Source organism: Shewanella sp. 2_MG-2023 (assembly GCF_030548905.1).
Lineage (GTDB): Bacteria > Pseudomonadota > Gammaproteobacteria > Enterobacterales > Shewanellaceae > Shewanella > Shewanella electrodiphila.
This window is the reverse complement of the sequence record NZ_JAUOSO010000007.1, coordinates 151,588-173,257: the sequence shown is the minus strand read 5'-3', so window position 1 is coordinate 173,257 and position 21,670 is coordinate 151,588. Positions and strand designations below refer to the sequence as shown.

14 protein-coding genes are annotated in these 21,670 nt (G+C 42.8%); 8 read left to right on the top strand and 6 right to left on the bottom strand.

Annotated elements, in window-relative coordinates; genetic code table 11:
- Positions 1 to 32: 32 nt before the first annotated feature.
- From Q4600_RS09300 to mrcB, 3 genes are all read left to right on the top strand, one after another.
- The gene (locus Q4600_RS09300) at positions 33 to 2,279 is read left to right on the top strand and encodes a bifunctional diguanylate cyclase/phosphodiesterase (RefSeq protein ID WP_303515585.1); all 2,247 of its coding nucleotides are present in this window, start codon (positions 33 to 35) and stop codon (positions 2,277 to 2,279) included.
- Between the two features lie 114 nt (positions 2,280 to 2,393).
- Positions 2,394 to 4,982 (top strand): ATP-dependent helicase HrpB, encoded by a 2,589-nt coding sequence (gene hrpB, locus Q4600_RS09295; protein WP_303515584.1) that lies wholly within the window; start codon positions 2,394 to 2,396, stop codon positions 4,980 to 4,982.
- A 29-nt stretch (positions 4,983 to 5,011) separates the two neighbouring features.
- Positions 5,012 to 7,378, top strand: coding sequence for a penicillin-binding protein 1B (gene mrcB, locus Q4600_RS09290; RefSeq protein ID WP_303515582.1), 2,367 nt, complete (start codon positions 5,012 to 5,014; stop codon positions 7,376 to 7,378).
- Positions 7,379 to 7,562: 184 nt separating this feature from the next.
- On the opposite strand, the gene Q4600_RS09285 is transcribed toward mrcB, so the two are convergent.
- Positions 7,563 to 9,740 (bottom strand): TonB-dependent receptor, encoded by a 2,178-nt coding sequence (locus Q4600_RS09285; protein WP_303515580.1) that lies wholly within the window; start codon positions 9,738 to 9,740, stop codon positions 7,563 to 7,565.
- Positions 9,741 to 10,062: 322 nt separating this feature from the next.
- On the opposite strand from Q4600_RS09285, the gene Q4600_RS09280 reads away from it, so the two are divergent.
- A complete protein-coding gene (locus Q4600_RS09280; RefSeq protein WP_102529246.1) occupies positions 10,063 to 10,761 on the top strand; it encodes a DUF3581 domain-containing protein in 699 nt (232 codons plus the stop codon).
- Positions 10,762 to 11,051: 290 nt separating this feature from the next.
- A complete protein-coding gene (locus Q4600_RS09275) occupies positions 11,052 to 11,438 on the top strand; it encodes an RNA polymerase subunit sigma (RefSeq protein WP_102529247.1) in 387 nt (128 codons plus the stop codon).
- A gap of 99 nt (positions 11,439 to 11,537) precedes the next feature.
- Here Q4600_RS09275 and Q4600_RS09270 read toward each other — a convergent pair whose 3' ends face one another.
- Complete coding sequence (locus Q4600_RS09270; RefSeq protein WP_157936236.1) at positions 11,538 to 12,194, bottom strand: lysozyme inhibitor LprI family protein; 657 nt, start codon at positions 12,192 to 12,194, stop codon at positions 11,538 to 11,540.
- Positions 12,195 to 12,289: 95 nt separating this feature from the next.
- The gene (locus tag Q4600_RS09265; RefSeq protein WP_102529249.1) at positions 12,290 to 12,481 is read right to left on the bottom strand and encodes a cytoplasmic protein; all 192 of its coding nucleotides are present in this window, start codon (positions 12,479 to 12,481) and stop codon (positions 12,290 to 12,292) included.
- Positions 12,482 to 12,674: 193 nt separating this feature from the next.
- On the opposite strand from Q4600_RS09265, the gene Q4600_RS09260 reads away from it, so the two are divergent.
- Together Q4600_RS09260 and chrA are read left to right on the top strand one after the other, a co-directional pair.
- Positions 12,675 to 13,112, top strand: coding sequence for a MarR family winged helix-turn-helix transcriptional regulator (locus tag Q4600_RS09260; protein ID WP_303515577.1), 438 nt, complete (start codon positions 12,675 to 12,677; stop codon positions 13,110 to 13,112).
- A gap of 165 nt (positions 13,113 to 13,277) precedes the next feature.
- Positions 13,278 to 14,429 carry a chromate efflux transporter gene (chrA, locus tag Q4600_RS09255; protein WP_303515575.1) on the top strand — a complete coding sequence of 384 codons (1,152 nt, stop codon included), beginning with the start codon at positions 13,278 to 13,280 and terminating at the stop codon, positions 14,427 to 14,429.
- Positions 14,430 to 14,496: 67 nt separating this feature from the next.
- Here chrA and Q4600_RS09250 read toward each other — a convergent pair whose 3' ends face one another.
- Positions 14,497 to 14,913 (bottom strand): MarR family winged helix-turn-helix transcriptional regulator, encoded by a 417-nt coding sequence (locus tag Q4600_RS09250; protein WP_102529252.1) that lies wholly within the window; start codon positions 14,911 to 14,913, stop codon positions 14,497 to 14,499.
- 125 nt (positions 14,914 to 15,038) lie between these two features.
- On the bottom strand, positions 15,039 to 16,115 hold the full coding sequence (locus tag Q4600_RS09245; RefSeq protein WP_303515571.1) for a cation diffusion facilitator family transporter: 1,077 nt from the start codon (positions 16,113 to 16,115) through the stop codon (positions 15,039 to 15,041).
- 402 nt (positions 16,116 to 16,517) lie between these two features.
- Here Q4600_RS09245 and Q4600_RS09240 point away from each other — a divergent pair, with 402 nt between their 5' ends.
- Positions 16,518 to 17,072, top strand: a complete 555-nt coding sequence (locus Q4600_RS09240; RefSeq protein WP_102529254.1) for a TMEM165/GDT1 family protein — start codon at positions 16,518 to 16,520, stop codon at positions 17,070 to 17,072.
- 277 nt (positions 17,073 to 17,349) lie between these two features.
- Here the strand turns inward: Q4600_RS09240 and fdhF are convergent, their stop codons facing one another.
- Positions 17,350 to 21,582 (bottom strand): formate dehydrogenase subunit alpha, encoded by a 4,233-nt coding sequence (gene fdhF, locus Q4600_RS09235; RefSeq protein WP_303515566.1) that lies wholly within the window; start codon positions 21,580 to 21,582, stop codon positions 17,350 to 17,352.
- Positions 21,583 to 21,670: the final 88 nt, after the last annotated feature.

The following is a 21,670-nucleotide window of genomic DNA, read 5'->3' as shown; positions in this document are numbered from 1 at the left end:
AGATAAATTGCAATTACATAATGAGTTATTTAATGATTGATAGCGAATTGGAATCGATATGGGTCAGTAAACAATCTTCTGAATTAAGTCGCTTGTTATCGTCAGAGCAAGTGGCTACAGAAGTTGAAGCGTTGCAACAGCAACTTGGCTGCGATGGCGTGATCGTTATTTTGTCCCAAGTATCAGAGCACATTACCAGTGGCTTTGTTTTACAAGCCAATGCATTGAAAGTGTATGAGAACAATCGCCAAAATGCCGAAATTCTTGGTTTATCATTGGCATCATTTCCAATCCTGTGTGAGCAATTATTACTTAATCAACACAGTGGCTTATTTCCTGATAAAGACCTAGAGCCAGAGTCCCGCGAGGTTAAGCAAAGTCATTTTTCAGTACGATTAATTGACGAATTAAATCAATTCATCACATCATCCACGCTGCCTATTCAATTACACATTAACCATACTGTCGTTATTGGCAACAGCCGATTATGTTTGGTGCCGTATCAACATCAACATAAGGGTATTGTTGCTCAAGCAGATGCTAAATTTTATCTCGTGAATGAAAGTGCGCTTACGCTTTGTTCTCAAGTGGAGCTGACTCGTGTCACTGAGTTATTAAATAATAAAGAATTACAATATTTAGAACTATTTCAACAACTCCCCGTCGCATGTGCGTTAATCGATAAAGATAACAATGTCAGTAAACAGAACCAAGTTGCCAACCAGAACTTACCATTACATCTAAACCAAAGTTTATTTTCGGTAATTAACTCAGATGATCATTTGCTGCTGGAAGATTGTTTACACATTGTGCGTGAAGGCGCTTTGCATCAGTCTTGGTGCGAAATTCCATTAATTATCGCTGGAACAAAACATTGGTATAAAATGAGCTTTTGTCGTGCGTTAGATATCGAAAATCATTTACTGATGATGGTGGAAGATATTTCCGAGCGATATCGATTAGCCGATGAACTGTCATTCCAGTCAAACTATGACCCTCTTACTGGTTTACCCAATCGTGTGCAGTTTGAAGCGATGTTAGAAGAAGCTATTGATGCTAAAGATCGCCTGCCTGCGTGTGTTGCTTTTCTTGATTTAGACCAGTTTCAGGTGATCAATGATGTGAGTGGTCATAAAGCGGGTGATGAACTTTTGTGCCAAGTATCCAAACGCCTAAGCTTGCTATTACGCACCGGTGATATTGTCGCAAGGTTAGGGGGTGATGAGTTTGGCATCTTGATGTTCTATGCTGATAAGGAATCGGCCGAATTAGTGGCAAAACGAATTTGCCAGCAACTATCGGAACACGAATTTATTTGGGGGGAAATCACCCATAATGTCAGTATCAGTATGGGCTTGTCAGAACTTGACTCACGCACTTCAGATATATATAGCATAATGAGCCAAGCTGACGCAGCTTGTCGAATTGCCAAAGAAGGCGGCCGAAATCGCTGGCACTTTTATTGTAAAAACGATCCACAAATGCACCAGTTGTACAATCAAATGCTCGCTTCAGTGGATATCATTTCAGCATTGGCTCTGAATCAATTTGAGCTATTTTATCAACTTATTGAGCCATTATCGTCCGATGAATCGGGTATTCATATGGAGATTCTGCTGCGTATGGTGCAAGAAGATGGCCGATACGTTTCACCAGGGGTTTTCCTTCCTGCGGCAGAACGTTATAACCTGGCCTCAAAAATCGATCGTTGGGTCATAGATAACTTATTAAAATGGGGCGCTCGCCACATGGAAATTTGGGAACAGCTTTCTATGGTGTCAGTAAATTTATCTGCATTGTCATTATCTGACAGTAAATTTATGAGCTGGTTAGAAATGCGTTTAATGGTCGAGCCTGAGTTAGTGTCAAAACTGTGTTTTGAGATCACTGAAACAGCGGCTGTGAGTCAGCTTGAACAAGCGACAGCTTTGATTGACTTACTTAAGCCACTAGGTTGTAAACTGGCGTTAGATGATTTTGGCTCAGGTTTCTCAAGCTTTGCTTACCTTAAATGTCTTGATGTTGATTACGTTAAAATTGACGGTCAATTTGTAGTAAATGTTTGTGATGACCGCAGTGATAAAGCCATTGTGTCGGCCATATGTCAGCTGGGTAAAGACATGGATTTTGAAGTGATTGGTGAGTTTGTTGAAAGCGAGACCATTGGCCGATTATTACGTGAGCTGGGTGTGGATTATGGCCAAGGTTATGCTATTGGTAGGCCTGCACGGTTAATTGAATTATCCTCAGGGGTTCGCAGCCCTTGGTTACTAAATTAACGCAACACAACTCAATTCAACGCAATTCAGCGCAATAGTGTCAGTCTATGAGATGGCATCAAGATTCGAATATGCGTAAACTGAATAGCATCATCCGTTGTTAAAGTTATCCTTTTGAGTTCATTACCGATCCAAGCTTTGTTTGCACCGTTGCAGCAAGCATTGACCGACCATAGTCAAATTATCCTTGAAGCGCCTACTGGGGCGGGTAAGTCCACAGCATTGCCGATGGCAATGCTGCAATGGCCGCAAATCAATGGCAAAATTCTGATGCTTGAACCCAGGCGTGTTGCTGCCCGCAGTGTCGCGCAATTTATTGCTAAATCACGGGGCGAAAAGGTTGGTGATAGTGTCGGTTATCGCGTGCGTGGTGAAGCAAAAGTCAGCGCCAACACTCGATTAGAAATTGTTACTGAAGGCATTCTAACTCGAATGATCCAACAAGATCCTGAACTCACAGGAATTGAAGTGATCATCTTTGATGAAATTCATGAACGTCATTTACCCACAGATTTAGGCTTAGCACTGGCATTAGAAGTGCAAGATTCATTACGAGATGACTTAAAGCTGATTGCCATGTCGGCGACGCTCTCAGGCTTACCGTTACAGAACTTAATGCCTGATGCTGCGATGCTAGTCAGTGAAGGCAGAAGTTTTGATGTTGAAAAAGTCTACCGCCCAGTAGCGGGTCAACAGCAGTGGTTAGATGCGTTAGCGAGTGTCATCATCGATAGTGTCAGCACTGAGTCAAAAACAGTGCCAGTCCAGTATCAGCAAGGTTCAGTATTAGCTTTTTTGCCGGGCAAAGGCGAAATTAATAAACTGCAACGACTCCTTAGTCAAAAGCTTGATAGTCAGCAATTTATCTTGTGTCCATTGTATGGGGACTTAACCCCAGCTGAGCAAGATAAAGCGATAGCGCCAGCGCCAGATGGCAAGCGGAAAATTGTCATTGCGACCAACGTTGCCGAATCAAGTTTGACCATTGATGGCATCACCATTGTGGTCGACAGTGGTTATAAGCGTGAAGCGAGCTTTAATCCCCGCACAGGTGTGAGTCGCTTATCACTTAAACGCATAAGCCAAGCCTCCTCTATTCAGCGTGCAGGACGTGCAGGTCGTCTTGCACCAGGCTGTTGTGTACGTTTATGGGGACAAGAAGAGCAAAGCCGCTTAGCCAAAACAGAAGCCCCAGAAATCAGCATTAGTGAATTAACCTCAATGGCGTTAGATTGCGCTTATTGGGGTGAAAGCAATATTGAAAACTTACCTTTACTGACGCCGCCGCCAACGATACATCAGCAAGTTGCTTGGCGCTTGTTAGCACAGCTTGCACTTGTTGATGCTCAACATAAGATTACCCAACAAGGCCAAGCCGCTTATGAACTGGGTTGCCATCCACGTTTAGCGCATATGTTATTGCAATCTAAGGCACTTGCTGATGCTCATCAACAAGCGGATTTGGTGTCGTTAGCATGCTTACTCGCTGCCGTATTAGAAGCGAGAGGCTTACCTAAAAAAGGCGTGGATATTAGTCAGTACCTTTCTCTCGCATCCCAAGGGCTAATGGCTAATCAAGTGAGAAAGTGGCAGAAATTATTAGCTGTGTCAGGTGATATAAAACAAATCGCCCGTGATGCAGCAAGTCGTGATATCAGCAGTTTACTGGCGTTAGCCTTTCCTGACCGTATAGCTAAAGCACGGGGTAAACAAGGGTTTCAGCTGAGTAACGGCACAGGCGTTACCATAGATATTGAAGATAATATGTCCAATCATGACTGGTTAGTGGTGGCAGATTTTCAAGAATCACAAGGGCGCAATGCCGGTCGAGTCTATTTAGCCGCAGCCATTAACTCTGACCATTTACATCATGATTTAGCGAGTTTGATTTCGGAACATAAAATCTGTGAATGGGATGAAGTGAAAGGGCGATTTTATGCTGAACGACAACAAAAAATAGGCGACATTATTGTTAGCCGCACATTAGAGAGTAATGTTGACTCTTCTTTAATTGTGCAAGCGTTAGTGAGCCATATTCAACGAAAAGGGTTAAGCATCCTTAACCTTGATGAGCGCTTTTATCAGTTACAATATCGTTTAAAATTAGCACAGCAGTTTGCCCCTGAACATGATTGGCCTGTTATCGATACAGAGCATTTACTTGCCAGCTTGTCGCAGTGGTTAGCGCCGTATTTAACTGAGGTTAATTCGATTGCTAAACTGCAAAAAGTGGATATATTAGGCCACGTAAAGAACCTATTAACTTGGTCGCAGCAACAAACATTAAATGAGCTGTTACCAACACATTGGAAAATGGCAACAGGGACATCAGCGCCGATCACTTATCAAGTTGATGACATTGCCAGTGATAATGCAGATATTGATCAAATAACGAATCGCCAGAACGGAAAAAGTCTCGGTATTCAAGCTCGAGCGTTATTAAGTGTGCGACTGCAAGAGGCATTGGGGTTATCACAAAGCCCGCAATTACTTCATGGTAAGCTGGTGGTCACGATGGAACTATTGTCTCCTGCGCAGCGACCTATTGCTGTGACTGCGGATTTAGCCAGCTTTTGGCAAGGGCCTTATGTTGATGTTAAAAAAGAAATGCGTGGTCGATATCCGCGCCATTTATGGCCAGACGATCCGGCCAACACTACGGCCACTAAATTCACTAAAAAGAAAACACCAGGCTTACAGTAATAGCCAAGGACGAACAGACTTACCCAAATATGACTGATAATAAGAAAAAACCTGCAGTAAAAAAAGCAGCGCCTAAAAAGACCACAGCAAAAAAAGCACCCGCTAAAAAGTCAGGTGTAAAACGTGTTAATGTGAAAAAGAAACCTCGCTCTAAATGGAAGGTATTTTGGTCATTCTTCTGGAAAATAGCCTTGATTGGTTTAGTGATTGTGAGCTCCTATGGCATTTACTTAGACCAAATCATTGCGCGTAAGTTTGAAGGGCAAAAGTGGCATTTACCTGCACAGGTTTTTAGTCGCTCAATGGCCATTTATCCCGGCGCAGCGATTAACCATCCACAATTAATGTCTGAACTTAAGTTACTGGGATATCGCAAAGTTGCTAATCCGAGACAAGTGGGCGAGTTTTCAGCGTCGAGCACAAAAATCGAGTTATGGCGTCGACCATTTTTGCATCCAGAAGGCGATCAAGTTGCACAGCGAGTGATGATTTCATTCGATAGCCAAGGTGTCTCAGCTGTTCAGCGCATGTCTGATAAACGCCAGATGGCAGTGTTCCATTTAGAGCCAGTATTATTAGATAGAATATTAGCTTCTGGGGGCGAAGATCGTTTATTTGTGCCAACAGAAGCAATGCCCCAAGCCATTGTTGATGCATTAATACTGGTAGAAGATCGCAGTTTTTATGAGCATCACGGGGTCAACCCTTTTGCGATCGCGCGCGCCGCGATCGTTAACATCACCGCAGGGCGCACAGTTCAAGGCGGCTCGACATTAACTCAGCAGTTGGCTAAAAACTTCTTTTTGACCAGTGAGCGTTCCATCGTGCGAAAAATTCGTGAAGCCTTAATGGCGATCATTATTGATTTTCGTTATAGCAAAGATGAAATTCTTGAAGCGTATTTAAATGAAGTTTATATGGGGCAAGATAAGTCTCGCGGCGTGCATGGTATGGGCTTGGCTTCGCAATTCTATTTTGGTCGTCCAATTGCCGAGTTGACTGTATCGCAGCAAGCATTTTTGATCGCTGCGATTAAAGGGCCATCTTATTACAATCCGTGGCGCTCGCCAGAGCGTGCTCAGAATCGTCGCGACTTGGTACTGCGCTTACTAATGGAAGACGACAAACTCACTGTTGAACAGTATAAAGCGGCGGTTGAATCGCCCATTGGTTTACGTGACTTTAATAAGTCAGTACATCAGAAGTTACCTGCTTTCTTTGCGGTAGTGAAAAATGAACTGCGCCGTCGTTATGGTGACAGTTTATTGCAGCAATCTGGGGTAAAGGTTTACACCACACTTGATCCTATGGCGCAAGACGCGGCTGAAAAAGCAGTTGTTTCGACCATGAAGACGTTAGATGAACGTGCCAAAAATGTGCAGGTCGGCATGGTTGTCACCGACAAATATACTGACGGTATCGCGGCAATGGTCGGTGATAGAGTGCCAAGCTTTGATGGCTTTAACCGTGCGGTAGAAATTCGACGCCCGATTGGCTCTCTGGTTAAACCGTTTGTTTACGCTACGGCGCTTCAGCAAGGCAGTAAATACAACTTGGCATCACCTGTGGCTGATAAACCGATTACTTTGCAAAATGGCCAGGGTAAAACTTGGTCACCGCAAAATGTGGATAGAGTCTTTAGAGACGAAGTACCATTATTGACGGCTTTTAAAAACTCAATGAATGTACCAACGGTCAATGTGGGTATTGAAGTCGGTGTGGATAATGTGGCTAAAACTATGGCAGATGCGGGTTGGAGTGAGGCTATACCGCGTTATCCGTCAATGTTATTAGGTGCGATTAATGGCTCGCCGTATATGGTGGCACAAGCATTTCAAACGATTGCAAATAATGGCCGATACCGTCCTTTGACCTCGATTACGGCGGTATTAGATAGCAACAATCAACCTTTGAAAGTGAGCCGAGAAAGTGCCACACAAGGAATGGAGCCAGCAACCGATTACCTGGTGCAATATGCTATGAATCAAGTGGTAAAAGATGGTACGGCAAAACGTTTAGGACGCGCTTTCCCAAATGTTGATTTAGCGGGTAAAACGGGTACCAGTAACGATAGCCGTGACTCATGGTTTGCAGGCTTTGATGAAAGAAACGTTGCCGCGATTTGGGTTGGTCAAGATGATAACTCTAAGACAGGCTTATATGGTTCCAGCGGCGCTATGGCGGTTTACCAAGCCTTCTTGAACAATCGTCCGCCTTTAGGGTTAAGAATGACTCCTGCCAATGGTATTACCCAAGGTTATTTCGATAGAACTACCGGTGTAGCAAAGCAATCTGATTGTGACAATGTCGTTGCCATGCCAGCCCGCATTGACAGCTATCAGCCAATTGATAATTGCGGTGAAGAACGTTCTTGGTGGCAAAAAATCATTAACTAGGCTAACTAAAGAGTCTTTGTTATAAGTTCATCGCTCAAATTAATGTATAAAAGGGTTCACTATCACTGGTGAACCCTTTTTGATCGTAAGCGTGTTGTTTTTAATACGCCTGTATTATCAAAATTGTTAGCCACAAAAAAAGCCAGCGATTAAGCTGGCTTTGGCTGATTAACTCATAAGTTTGTTAGAACTTGTAGTTATAACCTACAGTCGCAGTCTGTGGCTTACCTGAGAAGATAGAGCCATGAATACGGGTTGTCATATAGGTTTCATCAAATAAGTTATCCACGGTTAAGTAGACTTCTGATGCATCATTAATAAAGTAGCGTGCAGATAAATCTACAATGGTTTTGTCAGCAATTAACTGCTCTGATGGAATTGTTCCTTGACCAGCTACTGTGCGCATATCTGACGTGTAACGGCCGGCAATCGTTACTTGCCATGATTCTGCTTGTACACCTGCAGAGACAAATAGTTGGTTTTCAGGAAGGTAAGGAAGTTCGTCACCTTTTTCTACATCGCCCCATGATTCAAAATCTGAGCTAAAGCTGTTTTGGAACTCTGCACTGGTGTAGGTGTATGCCATTTTAACAGGGAATGATATTTCGCCCGTTTGATTAAACTCATAACCTAAGCTCAGTTCTAAGCCTGTGACTTCAACTTCACCTGCATTGTACTGATTGCCAATGTTGTCATCATCACAACCTTGCGCAGCGGTACAGTTACCGTGCATGTTGCTGTAGTCACTGTAAAACACAATTGCTTCTGAACTTAATGCGCCAGTGTGGTAACGAAGACCAGCTTCGTAGTTCCAGCTTTCTTCCTCTTCACCATCATCATTACCAGGCGCTGAAGGTGCGAAACCTTTCTGTACACCAGCAAGCACAATTAAATCTTCAGTGATCTGATAAGTTGCTGCTACTGATGGTAATAAAACATCAAAGCTGTTACTGATATCTTTATCTGGCGCACCTTCACGGCCTGGATTTGTTTTACCCCAATCACGACGTTGAGTCGTCACATCTTCATAACGAAGGCCCGCAGTAATGGCTAAATCACCTAAAGTAATTTGGTCTTGAACATAAAGTGCAAACGCTTCAGCACTATCGATACGGTTTGAGTCAGTACCGGGCGTGCCGCTGTCAGTTAGTGACATCACTTGGTTATTATTGAGCTCGTAAGTATCAACCCACTGGAAACGATCCATTTCATCTTCGTGATAACGAGCGCCAAATGACAATTCATGATCACCTAGCAACCAATTTAATTCAGTTTGAATGCCTTGAGATAAGTACTCACGGTTGTTTGCCTTAACTTGAACATCAATAGGTGATGAAGAAGCCGGAGCTCGGTCAAAATCTGCAGCAGCTTCTATTCCGCCGCTATTTAAGCTTTGACCATCAACCTTTGAGGTTTTATACCAGTTACGAGCAAAGTTATTGTAATAAGCAGTTGTTGCTAATGTCACAGTGTCACTGAAATCAATAATATGGTTCAACTGGATCTGTTTATGATCAGTCGTCATTTCATCTTTTTGCGATGCAGAGTAACGAGTAAAAGGACTGCTGTTATAGTCTTCTTCGGTTAAGCCCATATAAGTTTCATTTGAGACTTCATCTGAGTACTTTAATTTTAGCTCAACACGTTGTTGATACTTTGCATCTTCGCTACTGTCGATGCTAATTTTTGCTAATGCATCATTCTTGGTAAAACCGGTATCACCGCCGACACCATTAATATCGCGGAAACCATCTGCTTGATAACGATAAACTTCGGCAACTGCGCCAACTCGCTCACCTTGTCCGCCAGCATGAGCATGTAATTTAGCAAAGCCATCTTGCCCTGCAGCAACATCGATTCCACCCGATAATTCTTCTTGAGGGATTTGGCGAGAAATCATATTAATAATACCGCCAGTAGTACGAGGACCATATTTAAGCGTAGAGCCACCTTTCATTACTTCTACTGTCTGCATTCTTCCTGATGTCGGGAAGTAATAAGCAGCAGGTGAAGCGTAAGGAGCTGGAGCCGCTAAAACACCATCTTCCATCACAGTAATCTTCTCAGAACGATTTTGACCAGTACCACGCATCCCAATGTTAGGACGCAAGCCGTAGCCGTCTTCCTCTTGAATGTACACACCAGGTACAGATGCTAACGTACGCATAATATCTGTGTACTTAAAATTCTCTATTTCAACGTCGTTGATAACATGGGCACTACCAGGCACATTGTTAACAGGATTTGAACTACCAAAAATGGAGATTTGCTCCATTGTGGCGTTTTCAGCAGCGGATGCTGCAAAAGTAGTTAATAGAGCACTAGCTAGAATGCTGATACGAAGGCTGTTGCGCTGGGTCATACGGTTCTCCAAAGACGACTTGTAAGTAAAATGCAAATAGCAATTGTTTCTATTTGTATCTTAATTGTCGTGAAGTTTACTTAAATGAACATTAAAATCAACATTTACTTAACTGTGATTAACGATTGCGCTGCTTTTGAGCTTTGGATTAAGATGGATGCGATCAAGGTCACATTATGTTTTCGGTCAATCATTAACTTTAATGTTGTTAAATGAGTCATCGGCTGAGTGTTTTGGGATTTTTCTAGTACACTCGGTGCAAATAAAAAAAGCCCAGCTCGACGAGAGAGGGATTTCTTTCACGATTTAAGAATGGATGTATATGTTTTTGTCACCTTATTATGCCAAGCAAGATCAGAGCGTGTTTATTTCAGCCCAACAAGCGAGTGACTTTGCAAAACACGTCGCTGAAGACTTTAACCCTATTCATAATGTCGGTGCCAAACGTTTTTGTGTCCCTGGTGATTTGTTATTTGCCTTAGTGTTAACTGAGTTTGGTTTAAGCCAAAACATGCAGTTTAAATTTGCCGGTATGGTTGGCGATGGCATCGAGCTTGAGCTAGATAAAGATGCAGGCGAGAAGTTCAGTATCTGTGATACCAAAGGTAAAGAGTATTTACACATCGAACGCCAAGGCGAAGTTTGTCAGTGTGATGTGCAAACTGCGGCTTTTATTAAAAGTTATGTGGCTTTTTCTGGGCTTAACTTTATTCATGTGTTGGTGCCTATGATGAAAGAATACGGCATGATGATTAATCCAACGCGACCATTAGTGATATACGAAAGCATGTCGTTTCATTTAGACACGTTTGAGTTCACTGAAATGAGCTTAGAGTTAGTAGAGCAGCACATGGAGATTAACGGTAAGCGTGGTGATGTGACATTGCAATTTGCATTAAAAAGCGAAGGCAAAGTGATCGGCAGTGGAGTGAAAACCTTAGTGTTAAGCGGACTACGTGAGTATAACGAAGAACAAGCTCAACAGATGTGCCACACTTATGAAAGTAGTAAGCTAAATTAATAAGCTCATCAGCGTTATTGATGATAAAAAGCAGCTAATAACGCTGCTTTTTTTATGCTTAAAATCTGATTTTTGTGTTTGAAATATAGCTTTATGTAATATATTTGTGAGCTATATTTGTGAGATTAAGTGGAGTAAACCTTGTGTCATTTACCATTATTCCATTCGTAAAAGGTGATATTCCTTTTTTACGCTAAAATTAAGGTAGGCTATACAATATCAATATCAATGACATTGCGAATGATAACAATTGCAATGTGACGACATTAATTTCCGCTTGAGGCATTCAAATGAAAAAATTATTACTGGTTTCACTGACTTTTTTTGCTTTCTCTGCAAGCGCAAATATCATTTATGATAAAACAGGCGTAGACGATAAAGACTTTGTGTATGACGAGCATCAATGCACTGAAATGTCACAGCAAGTGCAAAAAAATAGCAACTCTCGTGGCGTGGTAAGCAGTGCTGCTAAAGGTGCAGCTGTAGGCGCTGCAGGTACTGCGATTGCAGGTGGCAGTGGTTCTGACGGTGCTAAAATCGGCGCAGGTGTTGGTGTTGTTTCTGGCTTACTGGGTGGCTCACGTGATAGACGCGCAAACGAAGCAAATTATCAGGCAGAAAAAGAAACCGTAGTACGTAATTGTATGGCTAATCGTGGTTACACTATTTTAAATTAACCACTTATCGCAACAGCGTTTCTGTAGAATAACAATGAAAACCATGTCATATGACATGGTTTTTTGTTTTATGGTTTTTGGTTTTATCTCGGGGTGATATTAATGTGATTTGCAGTTGAGATCGGCTTGCGCATATTGGCTGAAAGTCGCTTCACTTTGATGAGTCCAAAAGCTAAAGTTTTGCCCTTGATACTTTGCCCCTGATGCCGTGCGGGTTAACAAGGCTAAATTCGTCGCGTTAATATAATCGGATGTAGGCGAAACCGTGAGCATTGCTGCGGGAATTGCTGTGTCATTATAAAAATATGCCGTTACTTTGGTTAACGTATCATTTGCTTCAAGGCCGCATTCATATTGAATGGGTTCAGGTACTTCAAATTCACCTGCAGCAATTTGTAATTCAGTTAATCGTGTTTCATAAGACGATTGCACGCATTGCTTAATTTGTTCCGCTTTCCAGCAATCATCGCGACCTTTAATCCAACCTCGCTGAAAAGCCTTCACATGGGCTATTTCTTCGCTGCTAATTTGATTGATCACTTTTTGATATGTTGCATTGATTTGCATATCTAGCTTGGCAAGTTGATTGTCCTGACAAATTAACACTTCAACTTGGCTTTTGGCCTTTTGACAATCAAAAGCGGGGGAGACGGCGTCAGATGCATTAACTGAGCACGATAAAAATAAAATTGAAAAAGCGAGAGTTGAAAGTCGTGAAGTCTGAATACGCATAATTGTTTGCATTGGTGTCAACATTGTTATCAACATCCTGTTCTAAATAACTCATAGAACAAATCATAGCGTATTCAGTGTTTATTAGTACTGTTTTAAAGCGGGAGTATTCATTCAACTTACGCTTTGGTGTTGATGATGTGTCCAGCATTGCCAACAGGTTGAGGCTCAGGTTGTGCAGCTTCAATTAACTGCATTGCCATTTGTCCTTCCACTTTTTGTTGGTTTTTAGCCATCACAGCCACTTTTAAACTACTGCCAGAATCAATATTAGTTGGCATTGATGATGGTGCATTGATAGATAAAGACATGGGTATTCACTCATAAGTTGCGGCTATACAATACGACATGTAGATAGCAGTATTTTGTTATCGGCTGAAACTGGAAAAACTATAGACTATTTTTTGATAATTCGACAATCTGGATATTAACTTGTGCGCAATTAAATATGTTAAGATAGCGCCATAGGTTTGTATCATTCATTTTATCGAGAAAGGAGTCACCATGAGTCAGAAAATGGATCCCTTGGCGTTAGAGAATCAAGTTTGTTTTGCTATGTACAGTGCAACGAATGCGCTCATTCGAGCTTACCGTCCCTTGCTTGATCAATTATCTCTGACTTACCCACAATATTTAGTGATGATGGTGTTGTGGAAAGAGTCGGGCATTAGCGTGAAAACATTAGGTGAAAAACTGCATTTAGATTCAGGAACCTTAACGCCGTTATTAAAACGATTAGAAACTAAAGCATTGGTTATTCGTGATCGTAATAAAGACGATGAACGTGTTCGCGTACTGCATCTCACAGAAGCGGGCAAAGCCTTACACCAACAAGCGAAAAGCATTCCTGAATTAATGCGTTGTAAAGTGGGTGGTGATGCAGAGCAATTGCGTCAATTAAAACAGCTTTGTGAAAACGCGCTAATGAATCTTAAAGATTAAATTGATTATCTCTATGTCATAAAAGTTAAATTAAACTGTCATATAATTAGCGTGAAAGCATCTTTAGTCTCAATCGCACTGACTTTATCTAGCTCACCCTTATAAAGTCTGTCGCCGTTGTACTGATGCAAAACAGTATTTAAGCGATATGGAAGTAGTTTAATTATGTGGCAGATTTTTACTCGATTCTTAGCATTAGGTTTTATTAGCTTTGGCGGCCCAGCTGCACATATTGGCTATTTTAGACAGACCTTTGTTAATGAGCTGAACTGGCTTGATGATAAACGTTATGGCAGTTTAGTGGCGTTAAGCCAATTTATGCCAGGACCTGGTTCCAGTCAGGTTGGTTTTGCTATCGGATACCACCGTGGTGGTCTTGCGGGGGCGGTTGCTGCATTTGTTGGCTTTACCTTACCTTCTTTTGTTTTACTCTTTCTGCTTGCTGTAACCAGTGCTCACTGGCTAGAAACCCAAGTTGTTTCTGGTGTGATACATGGTCTTAAATTATTAGCTGTCGTTGTCGTTGCAGATGCCACCCTCGGCATGTTTGGTCAGTTCTGTCAGCGTAAAACAGCGCGAGTGCTCATGGTTGGCACAGCAGTAAGTATTATGTTGTTCCCGTCATTACTAACCCAAATTGTGGTGTTACTGATAGCAGCGATTATCGGTGTGATGGTACTGACTAAAGGCGCGAATATTACCCCAGATAACACGCCGATTAAATTGAACTATGCATGGCTTTCAATATTTATTGTTGGTCTACTGGCGAGCTTTTACTTTATTAACCAAACGGGCACTTTAGGTCAGGTTTTTGCGCAGTTTTATCAAGTGGGCAGTTTAGTTTTTGGTGGCGGGCATGTTGTGCTGCCATTACTTGAAGCCAATGTGGGTGAAATGGTCAGCTCAGATCGCTTTCTAACGGGTTATGCGCTGGCGCAAGCGGTACCTGGCCCAATGTTCACTTTAGCCACTTTTTTAGGGGCTGACTTATGGTTAGAGCAGCCGATACTCGGCGCACTGGTTGCTACGATAGCGATATTTGTACCAGGTTTCTTATTAATGCTAGTGGGCTTAAAAAGCTGGCATGCCATTAGTGAAAGGCCAGCAATTTCAGGCGCCATTTCTGGGGTAAATGCTGCCGTTGTCGGCTTATTGTTTGCCGCGCTGTATAGCCCTGTATTTACTTCAGCAGTGGTAGAACCGCTTGATATGGCATTGGTGTTAACGGGTTTTGCGGTGCTTAAAACATGTAAACCAAACATTGTGTTGTTGGTGTTAGGTTTTGCTGTGACTGGCGCCTTGGTGAGCTTTTTATAGTGCTTATTTGAATCCCGCCAAATCTTTTATCTCTGGGGCTATAGTCGATTTTTCTATTGCTATAGCCTTAAAATTCTTGATTCATTTTCTCTAAGCATGCCAGTAATACAGTTGCTTGTTCAGGGGCAACATGACGAGTTAAGTCGTTCATTAAGTCAAGGTGCAACTGGTTGTGCTGTCGATGAATTTTATCACCAGCATCAGTGAGTTTGATAACCGTTGAGCGGCCATCCTCAGGGTGAGCACAGCGTTCAACCAGATTAAGACTGACCAACTTATCCACTTGAACTGTTAAGGTGCCTGTTGTAATACCAAGCTTTTGGGCAAGCTCTTTCATTCTTAAGGCACCGTGAATACCAAGCACTTCAATCGTATGAGTTTGTGCCAACGAGTAACCCGTTTCCTTTACAACGGATTGCTCCCAAGAAGACATTTTGTCATAAAATTCAGTAATGGTTTGATTCAGCTTTTCAATATCGTTCATGTGATAACTCATAAATACATTCAATCTATTCGCTCAATTGGCAGGCTTAATCAGCTTAGTTAATCGACCTAGTTAATCGACTTAGTTAATTAGCCATTTAATTAGTCATTGGATTAGTCATTGGATTAAGCCATCTGATCAGTCATTTGATCAGGTAATGGATGAACTTCAAGTGTCAGATGATTGATTTTATCAAATTGACTCAGCAAGGTCTTATATTCATCGATTGAAATATCATTTTTTGTCGACACTAAGGTAATTGCTGCTGAATAATGATGACCACTGATTTTCCAAATATGGAGATCTTTTACTTCAGCATAAGGTGCTAAGGCCGCTTTAATTGACTGGCGATATTCCTCATTAATATTCTCATCTAATAAAATAGGACTGGTTTGCTTCATCAAGCCTATGGTCCATTTAGTAATCACAAGTGCGCCGACTATTCCCATAACAGCATCTAACCAATGCCAGCCATAAAACTTACCGAACACCAATGCAACAATCGCTAATACCGACGTGAGCGCATCAGCCATTACGTGCATGTAGGCTGCGCGTAAATTATGGTCATGATGTTTTTCGCCATTTTCATGAGAGTGTCCATGAGAATGTTCATGGGAATGCTCATCTGTTTTGCTATGGTCATGTGAGTGGCTATTGTGATGATTTTTTTCATGGCAGTGTTTGTGCGAGAGCTTATCAGCCTGTTCATGTGAATGCTCATGAGAGTGCCCGTGTGAGTGCCCGTCGTGATCATGATGGTGGTGGTCACCCAATAAAAATATACTGGCGACATTCACGGCCAAGCCGATAAAGGCCACAATGATAGCCTCATTAAATTGAATCGTATGAGGATTAAATAGTCGACTTACCGATTCAACTATCATCAGTAATGCCACAACACCAAGGACAATAGCACTGGTATAGCCGCCCAACACGCTGACTTTACCAGGCCCAAAAGAAAACTTATCACTGTGAGCATGCTTGCGTGCATAACGATAAGCAAACAAGGTAATACAAAAAGCGGCGGCATGGGTGCCCATGTGCCAACCATCAGCTAGTAGTGCCATCGAACCAAAAACCGTACCAGCAATAATCTCAACCACCATGGCTGTGACTGTGAGTATTAATACGTAAAGGGTTCTTTTCTCCCCTGAACTTTTCTGGGCATTAAAATCGTGATGATGCTCGACTGCAAAATTCAAAATGACACCTTAGTTTGATTATCAAAGTATTTTGGTAACTTACCTTGGCTATCAAACTAAATCAATGTCGCAAGGCCATTTTTGAGCGAGAGTGACATAGTGACGTTACATCACAATTATCTTATTTACCGTAATTGCGACTCTTGCAAAAGATACTGACAATCTTTACACTGCCGCTGTCTTTGGGGAGTAACTTGCCGCTCACATTACTGAGTCGGTTTGTTCGTCAACATAATTGATGCAAAATCATCATGGCGTTCAAGATTTCATTCCTAGCTCAATGATGGTTAATTGTCGTTGACTGAAAAATTTAGTGAGACCATAGACAATGATCACAACCCGAGGTGGGGAGTGAGCGTTGTCTTAGGTTAAACATAATCCCCACCTCTATAAGAGACCTTTTTGAGCGTTTTAGCCATATCCATAACGACCGTTGCTCTAGCAGAAATCGGAGATAAAACTCAGCTTTTATCGCTACTGCTTGCGAGTCGATACCGAAAACCAATCCCCATTATTGCTGCTATTTTTTTAGCGACCATAGCCAATCATGCATTAGCGGCTTACCTTGGTGTTGTGATCGCAGACTACTTAACCCCACAAGTATTAACTTGGGTGGTTAGCATCAGTTTTCTTGCTATGGCCGCTTGGGTGCTTATTCCTGACAAGCTCGATGATGACGAAAAAATTTCCAATCGTGGCCCCTTTGTCGCCAGCTTTATTGCATTCTTTATTGCTGAAATCGGTGATAAAACCCAAATCGCGACATCGATTTTAGGGGCGCAATATGCCGATGCATTATTGATGGTGATATTAGGGACGACGATCGGCATGCTGATTGCCAATGTTCCTGTGGTGCTCATCGGTAAGTTGTCGGCTGACAAGTTACCTTTGACAGCGATAAGAAGAGTGACAGCGGGATTATTTTTATTGCTAGCGGTTGGAACAATACTTGTCTAGCACAGATTGTTTAGTGCAGCTTGTTCACTAATAGCTGTTCACTGATGTTCGTTTAGTACAGCTTGTTTAGTTCTGCTTGTTCACTAATGTTTGTTTAGTTGTATAGGTATACCAAGAGGGTTTACCTCTAGGCGCCCGATGTTAAAAAGCTGGCGATTAAAGCTTGATAAAGTGAAGCTGTGGTCGCCAGTAAAATATGGCTACCACAGCTTTTAAAGTCCTTTTAACTTCAAATCACTATTTATTTCCAAGTGCTACCGTTTTGTCACCTGAAAGCTTATACCGCTCGTGCAACTTGAGCTTGAGCTAACTCAGCTTTAACTGCACACACTTTAAACTCTGGGATTTTAGCCACAGGGTCAATCGCATTAATAGTGAGCTTGTTCGCTGCGGCTTCAGCAAAGTGGAACGGCAAAAATAGCACCCCAGCTTGAGCACGCTTAGTCACGAACGCTGCAATTTCCAACTCGCCACGTCGGGTAGACAGTTTTAACATATCGCCATTACTGACGCCCAATTGCTCAGCATCAAACACCGACATCATCACTCTTGGCGTACCTAATATATCTAACCCTTGGGTTTTACGACTCAAAGTGCCTGTGTGGAACTGCTCCAATAAGCGCCCAGTGGATAACACTAATGGGTATTCATCACAGGTGGTTTCAGCAGGACTGCGGTGGGTGACTGCCGTAAACAAGCCTTTACCTTTAATAGGCGCAGTTTGATGTAATACTCTGGTGCCTGGGTGTTGCTGATTGGCACACGGCCACTGAATGCCTTTGCTTGGTTTGCCTTGGTCATCATTGTTGAGTCTGTCCCATGTGATCCCTTGATACTGCGGGGTCACTTGGTTTATCTCGTCAGTGATGGCTTGCTCGTTAGCGTAATCCCAATTAGCGCCCATTTTATTGGCAATAGCATGGATGATTTTCCAATCTTGCTTGGCAAGACCTGGTGGAGTTAATACAGGTTGTAAGCGCTGTACTCGGCGCTCAGTATTAGTGAAGTGACCTAGTTTTTCAGCAAATGATGCTGCTGGTAAAACAATATCCGCTAACTGGGCAGTTTCGGTTAAGAAAATATCTTGCACCACTAAGAATGGGATTTTTTCCAGTGCTTCTAATACGTGTGCTTGGTCGGGATCGCTAAGCACTGGGTTTTCACCCATCACATATAACGCATCCACTTGATCGTGACTGATTGCATGCATCACCTCGGTAGCCGTTAAGCCGACATTAGGCGAAAGAGTCGTGTTCCAGTGTTGTTCAAATTTAGCTTGTACCGCTGGGTTATCCACTTTTTGATAGCCAGTGTAATATTGTGGCAACGCCCCCATATCACAAGCGCCTTGCACATTGCTTTGACCCCGAAGTGGGTTAATACCAGCACCCGCTTTACCAATATTGCCACAGAGCATTTGCAAGTTAGCAATGGCAGTAACATTGTCATGGCCTGAAGTATGCTGGGTTATCCCCATGGCATAGTAAATAGCAGTTTTCTCTGCCGTACCGATTAATTTGGCCATTTTGGCAATGTTATCAGCGCTGATGCCGCAGACTTTCGCTGCAGTTTCTAAGGTATATTCAGGGCGCATCACAGTATCGATAACAGCCTCAAAACCTTCTGTGTGCTGTGCAATATATGCTTTGTCATGCCAGTCGTTGCGAATTATCTCAGCCATAATCGCGTTGATTAACGCCACATCACTGCCAGGCTTTTGCGCCACATAAAGCTGTGCTTCATCGGCAATCGACACGCGTTTAGGATCGGCCACCATTAAACGTGCACCGTGATGGCGGATCGCTTGTTTGATCTTCGAGGCAATAATCGGGTGAGCATTACAGGTGTCTGAACCCAAAATAAAGATTAAATCAGATTCTTTGATCCCAGGAATATCGCCTGTCATCGCGCCGCTACCTAGACTTTGTTGCAGCGCCGATACTGTGCTGGCGTGACATAAACGCGCACAATGATCGACGTTGTTAGTCCCTAATATGCTACGAACAAATTTTTGCAGTAAATAATTATCTTCATTAGTGGCTTTTGCAGAGGCTAAGGTGGCAATGGCATCGCCGCCTTTGTTGGCTTTTATTTGGGTTAACTTATCTGCAATCGTGTCGATGGCTTCATCCCAACTGCAAGGGATTAACTCACCATTTTTACGCATAAGCGGCGTGGTTAAGCGTTGCTCACTTTGAATAAAGTCATAGCCAAAACGACCTTTAACACACAGCATCCCCTCATTCACATCTGAATCATTGCTGCCTTCAACATGGCAAATTTTGCCTGTTGTTGGCGACACACTGACATTAATGCGACAACCCACACCGCAATAAGTACAAATGGTTGAAGTGGTGTTTAACTCTTCAGTTGAGCCTTGGCGTTTATCGCGGGCATCAACTAATGCGCCTGTGGGACAAACTTGCACGCAGTTACCACATTGAACACAATCACTGTCAGCCATGGTGACATTAAAACCAACTCTTGGCGCTTGGCGTTCAGTATCGTGACTGTTTGGTAAAGCTTGGAAGCTGTCTTGTTCAAACTTTATCGCATTATGACCGCTCTGCTGACCACAGATATCAACACACTTGCCGCAGCTAATACAGCGGTTGGCATCAAACTGAATAAACGGACTGGTTTTATCTACTGAAAATTGCTGCATCTTGCTGGTGTCGAGTGCTTTAGCATCAACATGATATTCAGTGGCATAGTCACGCAGCTTACAATCGGTATTGGCCTGACAAGCACACTCAAGACAACGAGCCGCTTCTTTCATCGCCTCAGTGTGCTCAAAGCCTTGTTCAACTTCATTGAAGTTAAGTTGGCGTTGGATAGCAGTGAGTTCAGCCATTTTATAGCGCGGTTCTGCTTGCGTATTTGGGTATAATTCAGCGCTTAAAGAATTGGTTTTTGCGGCTTTAGTCGCATTAAACTGCTGTGGGGTTAATTCACAACTTAAACCTTGGTGCAGCAACTTATCAATAGCAATCGCGGCCTTACGGCCATCACCAATTGCAGCAACAGCCGTTGCTGGGCCAGTGCGTGAGTCACCAATAACAAATAATTTTTCAACCCCCGCAGACATGGTGTGTTCGCATCCAATAAAGGTATTCCAGCGGCTTAAAGCGATTTCGCCACTGGTTAGATAGCTGTCAGGGTGCTCTAAAAAGCTCATGTCTGGTGTTTGCGACACAGCTGCGATAACAGTATCAAACGCTTCGATAAAGGTTTCGCCACTGGCTTTTGGCGAGCGACGTCCTGAGCTGTCTGGCTCGCCTAATACCATTGTTGCAAGCTCTATCGCGTTAACTTGACCATTTTCATCGCTGATGTTTTTAACTGGGTTGGTCAAAAAGTGAAATTTAACCCCTTCAACTTCAGCTTCATGTACTTCATAGGGCTCTGCAGGCATAGCATCACGAGTACGGCGATAGATTAAGGTGACATCATGGCCTGCTCGCACTGCGGTGCGCGCGCAATCAATCGCGGTATTTCCGCCACCAATTACGGCAACTTTTTTACCTACGGCATAACTTTTGTCAGTGCAGTAATCACGTAAATAATCAACGCCCAAATAACAGCCTTTGAGATCGCTACCAAGGTAATTCATCGGTACCGCTTTTTGCGCACCAATAGCTAAACAAACCGCATCAAAATCGTCAGTGAGTTGCTTTAAGTGAACATCTTCGCCGAGGCGAGTATTGGTTTGAATGTTAAGGCCATTATCAGTCAGTAAGGCAATTTCTTTATCGAGTATATCTTTCGGTAAACGATACTCAGGAATGCCATAACGTAGCCAGCCGCCAGCCTGGGGCATAGACTCAATAATACTGACGTTATGGCCTTGGTTTGCTAAAAAGTAACCCGCACTTAAGCCCGCTGGACCACTACCGATAATGGCTACTTTTTTGCCTGTATCGGGTTTGCGCTCAATTTGGTAGCTGTGTTCATCAGCTAAATCTAAGTCAGCTGCATGGCGCTTTAATTGGCGAATCGCCACGGGCTCATCGACTAATCCACGGCGACATTCAGCTTCACAAAAAGCAGGGCACACACGGCCAATAGATAACGGCAGTGGCAAGGTTTGTTTAATTACTTTTACCGCTTCGGTGTGATTACCTTGAGCGATATGAAATAGATAACTTTGAATATCAACGCCGGCAGGACAGGCTTGCTGACAGGGCGCTTCACAGTCAGCAAAATGATCAGACAAAATATGGGTTAACGCATTGCGTCGTAGCTCGCTTAATTCAGCCGTTTGGGTAGTGACTTGCATGTTGTCGGCAACGAGGGTTTTACAGGCTTTTACTTTACGACAGCTACCGTCATTATTTTTAATGTCGACCACACAAAGATCGCAATCTTGTTTATCAGGATTAGGGGCTGAACTTGCTTGGCTTGGGTCGCATAAGCTAGGAATGATAATGCCAGCATCATGTGCAGCTTGGAGAAGATTCCTGTCACGATTAACCGACAAAGATTTGCCGTCTATTTTGAGTGTAATCATCTTGTAGGCCTTGTTTAATTTATCATTGGCTTTATTAGCCTTTTATTAGTACTACAAAATATACTGATTTAGTTCTGAACAGAATGAA